This is a genomic window from Mycobacterium sp. (assembly GCF_035633495.1).
GTDB lineage: Bacteria > Actinomycetota > Actinomycetes > Mycobacteriales > Mycobacteriaceae > Mycobacterium.
Map to the genome: position 1 here is coordinate 1 of NZ_DASQEU010000051.1, position 9,423 is coordinate 9,423.

12 protein-coding genes are annotated in these 9,423 nt (G+C 65.6%); 4 read left to right on the forward strand and 8 right to left on the reverse strand.

Annotated features, from left to right (window positions below; all coding sequences use genetic code 11):
• Positions 1 to 346 (forward strand): hypothetical protein (locus VET27_RS07675; RefSeq protein WP_526516699.1); only part of this gene is annotated, 346 nt, incomplete at its 5' end.
• A gap of 3 nt (positions 347 to 349) precedes the next feature.
• Here the strand turns inward: VET27_RS07675 and VET27_RS07680 are convergent.
• Both VET27_RS07680 and VET27_RS07685 read right to left on the reverse strand, forming a co-directional pair.
• On the reverse strand, positions 350 to 1,156 hold the full coding sequence (locus VET27_RS07680; RefSeq protein WP_526516701.1) for a transglutaminase-like domain-containing protein: 807 nt from the start codon (positions 1,154 to 1,156) through the stop codon (positions 350 to 352).
• Positions 1,157 to 1,175: 19 nt separating this feature from the next.
• Positions 1,176 to 1,904, reverse strand: coding sequence for a proteasome-type protease (locus VET27_RS07685; protein ID WP_526516703.1), 729 nt, complete (start codon positions 1,902 to 1,904; stop codon positions 1,176 to 1,178).
• 294 nt (positions 1,905 to 2,198) lie between these two features.
• Between VET27_RS07685 and VET27_RS07690 the strand changes: the two genes are divergently transcribed.
• Both VET27_RS07690 and VET27_RS07695 read left to right on the forward strand, forming a co-directional pair.
• Positions 2,199 to 2,996, forward strand: a complete 798-nt coding sequence (locus VET27_RS07690) for an ANTAR domain-containing protein (protein ID WP_526516705.1) — start codon at positions 2,199 to 2,201, stop codon at positions 2,994 to 2,996.
• 187 nt (positions 2,997 to 3,183) lie between these two features.
• Positions 3,184 to 3,771 carry a hypothetical protein gene (locus tag VET27_RS07695; RefSeq protein ID WP_526516707.1) on the forward strand — a complete coding sequence of 196 codons (588 nt, stop codon included), beginning with the start codon at positions 3,184 to 3,186 and terminating at the stop codon, positions 3,769 to 3,771.
• Positions 3,772 to 3,786: 15 nt separating this feature from the next.
• Here the strand turns inward: VET27_RS07695 and VET27_RS07700 are convergent, their stop codons facing one another.
• Genes VET27_RS07700 through VET27_RS07710 form a run of 3 tightly spaced genes read right to left on the reverse strand, consistent with a single transcriptional unit; the run spans position 3,787 to position 7,438 of the window.
• Positions 3,787 to 5,265, reverse strand: a complete 1,479-nt coding sequence (locus tag VET27_RS07700; protein ID WP_526516709.1) for a glycoside hydrolase family 130 protein — start codon at positions 5,263 to 5,265, stop codon at positions 3,787 to 3,789.
• Positions 5,262 to 6,239 (reverse strand): glycosyltransferase, encoded by a 978-nt coding sequence (locus VET27_RS07705; protein ID WP_526516717.1) that lies wholly within the window; start codon positions 6,237 to 6,239, stop codon positions 5,262 to 5,264. Before VET27_RS07705 ends, VET27_RS07700 begins: the two co-directional genes overlap by 4 nt.
• A 35-nt stretch (positions 6,240 to 6,274) precedes the next feature.
• Complete coding sequence (locus VET27_RS07710; protein WP_526516711.1) at positions 6,275 to 7,438, reverse strand: glycosyltransferase; 1,164 nt, start codon at positions 7,436 to 7,438, stop codon at positions 6,275 to 6,277.
• A 338-nt stretch (positions 7,439 to 7,776) separates the two neighbouring features.
• Here VET27_RS07710 and VET27_RS07715 point away from each other — a divergent pair, with 338 nt between their 5' ends.
• Positions 7,777 to 7,962: a hypothetical protein gene (locus tag VET27_RS07715; protein WP_526516713.1), complete on the forward strand. Its 186-nt coding sequence runs from the start codon at positions 7,777 to 7,779 to the stop codon at positions 7,960 to 7,962.
• 7 nt (positions 7,963 to 7,969) lie between these two features.
• Here VET27_RS07715 and VET27_RS07720 read toward each other — a convergent pair whose 3' ends face one another.
• The 3 genes from VET27_RS07720 to VET27_RS07730 form a co-directional block, all read right to left on the reverse strand.
• Positions 7,970 to 8,116: a hypothetical protein gene (locus VET27_RS07720; RefSeq protein ID WP_526516721.1), complete on the reverse strand. Its 147-nt coding sequence runs from the start codon at positions 8,114 to 8,116 to the stop codon at positions 7,970 to 7,972.
• A gap of 305 nt (positions 8,117 to 8,421) precedes the next feature.
• On the reverse strand, positions 8,422 to 9,006 hold the full coding sequence (locus tag VET27_RS07725) for a peptidoglycan endopeptidase (RefSeq protein WP_526516715.1): 585 nt from the start codon (positions 9,004 to 9,006) through the stop codon (positions 8,422 to 8,424).
• Positions 9,007 to 9,284: 278 nt separating this feature from the next.
• A partial coding sequence (locus VET27_RS07730; protein ID WP_526516719.1) for an SDR family oxidoreductase occupies positions 9,285 to 9,423 on the reverse strand: 139 nt, incomplete at its 5' end.

The window sequence follows — 9,423 nt, forward strand, 5'->3', positions numbered from 1 at the left end:
ACGAGAGGACCAACCAATGGACACACACGTGAGCAGTCACCATCGACAGACGATCGAGAAGATCTTCCGCCACCCGGCCGGCGGCAACATCGAGTGGCGTCAGGTCCTGTCCATGCTCGAGGACGTCGGAACCGTCACCCACGAACACAACGGCAAGTTCACCGTCACCCTGGGCCCCGAAACAGAAGTCTTCGAGGCCCCTCCTGGCAAGGACATCGACGAACAGTTGACCGTCGACCTGCGCCGCATGCTCAGCCAGGCAGGCTATGGGCCCGAGGGCGGAACGCCGACGCCTGATACCCGCCAGCCCGACCACGGCGATGGACAGTGGGGCGAGCCCAGCTAGTCGCTACCTCACCTCGTCGGTCCGTACCGTGAAGCTCGTCAGGGTGTTGGGGCCAAAGGCGTTGCTCAGCGCGACGTCGGCGGCATCGCGGCCCCGCGCGATGAGCACCCTGCCGATGCGCGGCATGTTGTTCCGCGCATCGAAGGTGTGCCACTGTCCGCCCAGGAACACCTCGAACCACGCCGCGAAATCCATCGGACCATAGGGCGGCGGCATGCCAATGTCACCGAGGTAGCCGGTGCAGTACCGCGCCGGGATGTTCATGCAGCGGCAGAAGGCCACGGCGAGATGCGTGAAGTCGCGGCAGACGCCGACGCGTTGGTTGAACGCCTCCAGCGCCGTCCGCGTGTTGTCCGCCTGCTGGTAGTCGAACGTGATGTGCCGATGCACGTAGTCGCAGATCGCTTGAACGCGGGCCCATCCGGTCGGTCCCTGCCCGAAGAGGTCCCACGCCGTCTGGGACAACCGATCGGTGTCGCAGTACCTGCTCCCGAGCAGGAAGACGAGCGCTTCCTCGGGAAGGTCCGGCACGGAAATCTGTTGCGCCTCTTCGACGATGACATCGGGGAGCCCCGTGTCGTTGACGACGGCGTCCGCCCAGACGCGGGTACGACCCCTGGGCGCCACGATGCGGGTGCACCAGTTGCCGAAGCCGTCCCGATAGGCCTGCATCGGCACCGGCGGGTCCACCAGCAGGCTGTCGCGGCCGATGAGGTCGGACACGCGCGTGTAGTGGACGTTGAGGGTGAAGATCATCGGGGTGGGCTGCGGGCATTCGAAGATCATCTCGAAACCGACGTGAATCTTCATCTTTGGCCTCTATCCATCGTCACCAGCGTAAGTCCGGCAAATCGCGAAAGACCTGCCGTGTCCCCTCGCCCCAGTCGCGGCTGAGCGCCGTGAAGTAGGGATCGCCCTCATCGAACTTGCGCCGCAAAGACACTGCGAGACTGTCGCGTTCGTAGCACAACAGGTCGATCGGCATGCCCACCGACAGGTTACTGCGCATGGTCGAGTCGAAGGACACCAGGACGCACTTCGCGGCGTCGGCCAGGGGCGTATGACGCGTAAGGACGCGATCGAGGATCGGCTTTCCGTACTTGGTTTCACCGGTCTGGAAGAAGGTCGTGTCGACCCCCGCCTCGATGAAGTTCGTTGCGGCATAGATCCGGAACAGTCGGATCGGCTCGTCGCCGATCTGCCCACCGACGATGAATGAGGCGTTGAAGCGGACGTCGTTCTCCGCGAGGTACCCGGCGTCGCGCGTCTCGATGTCGCGCATCGCATCCGCGACCAATCGCACGACGTCGAACATCGTACGTGCACCCATGATGTTGGTCACCGCGTCGCCGTCAGCGCAGCGCTGCCTCAAGACGCTGATGACAGCTTGGGTTCCGGCCAGGTTTCCCGAACTCAGCAGCACGATGACGCGGTTGCCTCGGCGCTCGAACACCGTCATCTTGCAGAACTTGAGGATGTTGTCCATGCCGGCATTCGTGCGCGAGTCCGAGGCGAAGATGATTCCCTCGTCGAGCATGACGCCTATGCAGTAAGTCAAGGATGCGCCTTCGTGGACGATCGACGGCGCGCTCAGACGCGGGTCTTGACCAGGTGCCCGGCGGGGAGCTGCGGCTCGGCGAGGACAGCGGCGGACAGCTGCCTCATCCCGGACTCGTTGACGATCTCAACGAAACTGACGCTACACCGGGAGACGGCAGACCGCCGCGCGCCGAGAGCCCCATTTGACCGTTATAGTCGATACCAGAGCACAACCTCGCGGGCGTTGGCGCCGCGGGCACGGCGCTGAGCCCCGTCTGACACCGGAACCCAGCCTACGAGCAGGGAGGGTCAGGTGAGCGAGAACAATCCAGACGAGGGCCCGTCGGTGTTGACTGCCAAGCAGGCGATTGCGGACGACCACCACCTGCAGGCCGGCCTCACCGATCTCGCCGGCTTGGTGAGCGGAAGTGCGGGGCTCCAGGGCATGCTCGACAAGGTAGCACTCTTTGCCGCCCAAGCCATTCCGGGTGCGGATGGCGCTGGCGTGACGTTGCTACGTTTCGAGGGCGCGGAGAGTCGGGTGGCAGCGTTGGCGGCCAGTCATCCCTTCGTCTCCGAGATCGATGAAATTCAGTACGTCACCGTCAAGGAAGGCCCCTGCATCACTGCCGCACGGGAGCGGCGGACGGTCCGCTCGGGATCACTGGGCGGGGAAAGGATGTGGCCGCACTTCGGCCCTCGCGTCGGCCGACTCGGTGTGCACAGCGCACTCTCACTGCCGCTGCTCCTACCCGACCAGACCGTCGGCGCCATCAACGTCTACGCACATGCCAAGGACGTATTCGACGACCACGCCGCCGAACTCGGCGAGCTGTTTGCCGCACCGGCGGCCGTTGCGGTCCACAATGCCCAGTTGCTCGCCCAAGCGGTCACGCTCGCCCAGCAACTCCAAACGGCATTGACGACCCGCCCCGTCATCGACCAGGCGATCGGTCTGCTGCTGGGGCGCACCGGGGGTACCGCGGAGGCAGCATTCAACCGACTCCGCATGATCAGTCAGCGCGACCACGTGAAGTTGGCCGACGTCGCTCAACACATCGTCGACGACGCGGTGCGACGGGCTCGCGCGCGCCACACCCAGGGCGACTAGTTCGGAGGTTCGGCGAACGCCTCGGCGCCACTTCGCCATCTGGGGTGAGAGAGGGCTACGGTGAAGAGGGGGTCACGTCCGAAGCCGGTCCTCAACCGGTTTCGAGGTCCCCACCGTGCATCGCGACCTGCTGTGTTCGGCGCCTGGCTGAAGGTCGCGCTCGGGAGCGCCAGCGGAGCACATTCTCGTGGACGAACTCGGCTGGGAACTCGCGGCGTCGTTGGCTCTACTGACAGCCGCGCTCGACCACCCCGGCCTCGACGTCTCCGCTGAGGTCCTAGCACTGGCAGCCGAAGCCCGCACCGTGGTCCAGTCCTATCTCGGAATGACGATCAATGTCATCGGCGACTCGGCGGTCACCCTGAGCGCGATCGAGGAGAGCAGGAAGACGACCGACATCCGCACCTCGTTGCGAATACCCTTGCTCGGCAACGGGACTGACGGCAATGGCATCGAGCTCATTCTCTACGCATACCAACCCGGCGCATTCGTCGACCTCGCTGCGGATCTGACGTGGCTGACGGGCCGCCAACCTGAAGAGCTCCGCCTCGACCGGCACCTGCAGCCTCCCAGCCCGTTCGAGGGCTGTGAGACGCTCGTCGCCACGTCACTGATCAACCAGGCCATCGGAGTAATGATCGGCCGCGGCAGCACCCCCGCGGCGGCAATCCGTGAACTCGATTCCTTCGCCGCCAGCAATGCGATCGCTCGCGTCGACGCCGCCTCGCGCATTCTGGACGAAGTGACCCCGGTCGATCGAATGGAAGCCCCGTGACCCGGGATGACTCCCTCAACCCGTGAGCGCTGCCAGCAACTCGGGCAAGGCCACCGTCGCCATGCCGATCGCCGCGTCGCTGATGCCGTAGGGGAGCACTAGCGTGCCACCATGGAGCATTGCCCCACAGGAGTACACGACGTTCGGCACGTAGCCGTTCCGTTCGAGGCGCCCCGGAGTCAGCAAGGGCTTGCGCAGCCTGCCGATGATCCGAGTCGGATCATCGAGGTCCAGCAGTAGCGCTCCGATGCTGTAGGTGCGCATCGGCCCGACACCGTGGGTGAGCACCAGCCAACCAGCATCGGTTTCGATGGGTGAGCCGCAGTTGCCCAGCTGCAAGGCCTCCCAGGCCTCGACCGGCCGCTGGCACGGGAAGGAATCCGTCCAGACGCAAATCTCGTCGGTGAAGGCGACCGTGTTCGACTCGCGATCTGATCTCGACATCGCCGCAAAGCGGCCGTTGATCCGCCGCGGAAACAGGGCCATGCCCTTGTTCGCTGCCGCGCGGCCGACGAGCGGCATGGAGGTGAACGCGCGGAAGTCAGTGGTTCTGAGGAGCTGCTGGCTGATGCTATATCCGCGGTAAGCGGTATACGTGGCGTAGAAGGCGACCGAGCCGTCGTCGTCGACGAAGCGGAGGAAACGCGCGTCCTCCACGCCCGCGTCCTCGGCAGCCGTCGCCGGCCAGAGGACACGTTCCTGCAGCGGGACGTCCTCGGGAAAGTCGACGGCATAGGTCCTGTCGGCGATGCCTTGGAAGTCGGCGATGGTGTCCGCCACGTGGAAACGGGTTCTCGCCCTGGTGCGAAGCTCGTCGAGTCGGTGATCCAAGGCCGCGCGCGTGAAGCGGGCACCGAGCGAATCGAGTACGAAGTCGGCGGCCTCACCTGCCTCGTCGAGACGGGTCAGCTCGCTACGGAAGATCGTTGCTTCCAGCAGCGTCGGGCTGACGTCGCCGACGGAGGCGAACGAGGGCGGGTCGTCGAGCAAAACCGTCCCGGCCGAATCCACCACACCCGTCCGGAAGCCTATCGAGGACTTGTGCCCCTCTCCGATGCCACGGACGCTCATCACGAATCGTACACTGCCAGAGTCGATTCCAGCCTGATCCGGATGGGCCACCATACTCGGGTTGCACAGTGCCGCGCCTTCGATGGCGTACTCGCTCGTGAACGCCGCGCCCAGCAGCAGTTGTCGCGCGTCAGACAGCCCACGATCGGGATCGAGGCGGTCGGCGAGTTCGCGAGCGTGCCGACGCAACGTCGCGTCGACGTCGCGATGGCGTCCCTCGAAGCGGGTCAGGATGTCGTTTAGAGACGACTGCACGTCGTCGTCACTGAGCTCCAAGATTCGCACCAAGACGGCCCCCGCGCGGGAATCCCGTCGCTCGAAACCCTCCTGTCCGGGCACGAACAGTCGAGTGATCACCCGCGACGGGTCAGCCACGAGCCGTCGCGGGCTGCGGGTGACGAGCCCGTCATGCACGGAACTCACTGCGGCACAATGGAGAACCGCTGAGCGCCTTGAAACGTCGACAGCAGGGCCAGCGTAGATTCGGCGCCCTGATTGAGGTTGACCCCGTCGACGAGAAGACCATCGAAGCCGCCGCCGGTCTCCTGATCCCACATCACATGTCCCGAATCGTTGACGCCCATGAACCACGCCGCAGCCTTCAGCACGCCGTCCGGCCAGGTCGGGTTGTCGTCGATGACCGCCGCCCGTGCGCACGCGTCCGCGAGCGTGGACACCTCGATCGGCTGTTGGTCGAACGCCGGTCGGCTATCCCCAAACCCGGTCCCCGCAGCCGGGCTGGGCGACAGCCGATCAGCTGTCGTATGGTCCTCGAGCAGCCACGCCAGGAGCGCGAGACCATGGTCGAGGAGGTCTGGGCGGCTCAGCGCGACGCCGGCAGCGATCCTCGCCTCGGCGAGCACGGCGTTGGCGTAGGTGAGTCGCGGCTCGGGCCATGGCCACGCGGGATCCTCCGTCGGTCCGGCGACGTGGTTGGCGTAGTCGGTGACGAGATCGATCGCCGCACGATTACCGGGACTTACGGCCAGCACTTCGGCGGCGCCGACCACCGCGAAGGCCATCGCTCGCGCATGGATCGAGCGCTGGCGCGCGGCCTTCTCGAACTGCGCAACGGCCGCGTGCCGAATCCCATCGACGTCGCTGTGGGCGGCGGCCGTTCCCAGTGCCCAGATGCTTCGTCCCCAGCAATCCTCGGTGGTCGGTTCGTCCGTCCACACTCCCGCGGAGTTCATCCGGTTGCGGAAGGTACCCGAGTCATCCTGCGCCTCGGTCAGGAAGCGGAGGGCGAGGCTCGCGAGACGTCGCACCTCCGGTGTCGGCAGGTGCTCTCGGGTGGCGACGACGAGAACGCGGGACATGTCGTCGGTGCAGTAGCCATGTTCGGGCCGCGGTTCGGCGAAGCGGGCGTGCTCGAAGGTGCCGCGATAGTCGGTCATCTTCAGCAGATGGTCGAACACCGGCAGCGGGGTGCTCACGAGACCATGGCCTGGCGCTCGGCCAGGAGTGCGTTGGCAAGCCCCACGTAGGCGTTGGCTACCACCGGCCAGGCCATCGTCGGTGCCAGCCGCGACGCTTCCATCTCCATCGCTGCGGCAGTGTCGGGTTCGGTGAGCACCCGATGCAGGGCCGACAGCAATGCGTCGGGATCGTCGTGGTCGACGACGATGCCCGCGCCGCTGGCCAGCATTTCGACGGCATGCGGGAAGGCTGTCGCGATCACCGGCCTGCCGCTCGCGATGGCATCGACGAGGACTCCGGAGGTGACCTGATCCTTGGAATCGTAGGGCAACACGACGATGGACGCGGACTGCACCAAAGCGGTCAGCGACGCCACGTCGCGATAGTCGGAGTCGAACGACACCGATGCGTCGATCCCGAGTTGCCGGGCCCGGTCGATGAGCCCATTTCGGTAGGAATCACCTTGAGAGGCAAGCACCTTCGGGTGCGTTCGACCGGCGATCCGATAGTGCGGGTGGACGCCGACTTCACGCAGCGAGCCCAAGGCGTCGATGACCCGTTCGATGCCCTTTCCCGGCCCCAGCAGGCCCCAGGTCAACAACGTCGGTCGGCCCGGGAACGTCCTCGCCGCGGACTGTCGTGGGACGGCCGCACCGTGGGGGATGGTGACGACCTTGCGCGGGTCGACGTCGAATCGGCGAACTAAGCGTTGCCGTGCCGCATCGGACATCACCACGATCCGGTCTGCCATGGACGCGATCTCGACGAGCACCGACCGCTGGTGTGGGGTGGGGTCGGTGAGGACCGTATGGGCGACGACGATCGAGGGGACCTGCAACCCGGCGATGACGTCCACCACCTCGTCTCCGTCGGCGCCTCCGTAGATGCCGTACTCGTGTTGGACGACGGCGACGTCGCTGCGATTCAGTACCTCTGAGCTTGCCGTGACAGACGTGGGTAGGCCGTTGACCAGTTGACCGACGACCCGCGCATCGGATGCGACCGATTCGTCTGCGATCCGAACCACGCTGACGTCACTGCCATGGACCGCCAGGCCGTTGGCCAGGGCCGCGCTGAAGGTCGCCAAGCCACAGGCGGTCGGCGGATACGTGCTGAGAATCCCGAACGTCGGGGTAACGCTCAGCCCACGATCAGGAATCGCCGAGGACGGATGCACGGAGGAGAAGGGGGATCTGAGGGTTACTGGAGCATTCAAAAGATGGTTCCCAAAAGTTAATTTCACGGGTTTGGCGCGAGCTGACACTCGGCAAGGCAGGCGGCGGATGACCTACCTCATCCCGAACCGGCTGGGTTCGCAACTCCGTTGACATTACACCAAACGGCCGCAGTTCACCGCCTTGAGCTGACGGGTGCCGGACCCCTACCCAATGCACCGCGCCACGTGAACGGTGGAAGTGGTTGGCGTGACAATGGTTTCGGCACGCATTCGCCCTGCCACCATCGCGAACGGCACCGGGGCCACGGCCGGTTCGCCAAGGCGTCTACTGTCCAACCATGCGCATAGTCGTTCTGGGTCTCGGTGTCCTCGTCGCCTGCTTCGGAGTGCTGTGGGCCCTGCAAGGCTTCGGCGTCCTCGGCGGCAGCCCGATGTCCAACACCACCACGTGGTCGATCATCGGCCCCATCACCGCGCTGATCGGCGTCGGCATCGCCGGCTTCGGCGCGCGGATGCGAAAGTAGCACGCCCTCAAAGCAATTGCATCTCAGCGGCGAACTGCGACATCTCTCCGAGCGCCTTCTCCATCCGCTCCATCACGAAGTCCGGGCCCAGCGGCACATGGGGATCACTGGCGACGGCGAGTTCCAGGCGCCGGTCGTCGGGCGCTACGCCCACGGGGCGGGTCCACTGCCTCCATCGCGTCCGGGCTCCGGTACTCGATGGTCGTGTTCTCGTAGCCCTGCTTCAGGCAGAGATCGACGACAGCCGCGTCTTGCCCGACGAGGCTCATGTGCTGATAGGCCAAGAACCAGAGCACCGACCATCGGTCGCTGACGAAGTTCGATGAAACCCGTGTGAGCCGTCTGCGCCCTTCGTTTGCCAAAATGCCAGCGCAGGGTTACCCAGGGTTTGCCAAGACAAAACCCCGGGGAGCCGCGGGTGGCGGCTCTCCGGGGCTCTGAGGGGGTGGAGAGGGCTGTCTAGATGGCGATCGGACCCGCGTCGGGGGCGGGCGGAAGCTCCGGTCCGGGAGGTGGCAGCTCGGCGCCGGGCGGTGGGGGCGGCAACTCGACGTTCACGCCGTCGACCGGAGGGATGTCGGCAGGGCCGGGCGCGGGGGGTGCCGGCGCGAAGGGGTCGAAGGGGGGAGGCGGAGCCATCGGATCCTCGGCCGGCTGATCCTGCGCCACCGGGAGGTACATGTGACGGGTGAACTGGTGCTGGAAGGCCCCGCCGCCACCGACCCTCACGCCGCTACCGCTCTCGCCGGACGACACGGGCGTGCCGTCGGGCAACGTGACGGCCGTGTGGCCGGAGTTCCAGCCGATGTTCAGGGCGCCGGGCTGCGTGCCGTACTGGAAGCCGCGGGCCAGCAGGGCCCGCTCCTCGTTGCCGGTGTGGAAACGATCGCCGTAGATCGGCCGGCCGGTAGCCGCGTTGGCTACCCATGACGCCAGTCCTGAGCAGTCCGTACCGGAGGGCGAATCGCCACCCGTGCGGTACGGCGTCCCCGAAACCTGATTGACCAGAGTGAACAGGGCTGTGGTCGCAATAGCATCGATCATGTCGATCGACGCTAGCAACGGGATCTGATCATCGCCAAAATCTGTGGCCGCCATCACGTTTCAAGATCGCGATGGCCTGCGTCTCAAATACCCTTGCGGGAGAGCTCTTCTCGGTGGAGATCTCGTCGCTGAACGCCGATCCCGATTGCGCTGGAATGCAATTCACCATGTCAAAGCGCAAATCTGGGCTTGCCGAATCGGTCAAGTTCGCCAGGGTCTGCGTCAATTAGGCAAGCGGACAGGAGCTTTCACGCGTGGCATCGCGAAACCTGTTTCCATCAGCGGAAAACACCCATACCGCCGTCGACCATGATGGTCTGGCCGGTGATGAACCCGCCGTCGTCACTCACCAGAAACGCCACGACCGACCCGATGTCCTCACGCGTACGACCCACCCGTCGCAGCGGTACCGCGCGA

What these genes read in the sequence shown, in the direction of transcription:
- VET27_RS07680 (WP_526516701.1), bottom strand. Translation starts at nt 1,156, where the DNA reads ATGAAGATTCACGTCGGTTTCGAGATGATCTTCGAATGCCCGCAGCCC.
- VET27_RS07705 (WP_526516717.1), bottom strand. Translation starts at nt 6,239, where the DNA reads ATGACCGACTATCGCGGCACCTTCGAGCACGCCCGCTTCGCCGAACCG.
- VET27_RS07715 (WP_526516713.1), top strand. Translation starts at nt 7,777, where the DNA reads ATGCGCATAGTCGTTCTGGGTCTCGGTGTCCTCGTCGCCTGCTTCGGA.
- VET27_RS07725 (WP_526516715.1), bottom strand. Translation starts at nt 9,006, where the DNA reads ATGATCGATGCTATTGCGACCACAGCCCTGTTCACTCTGGTCAATCAG.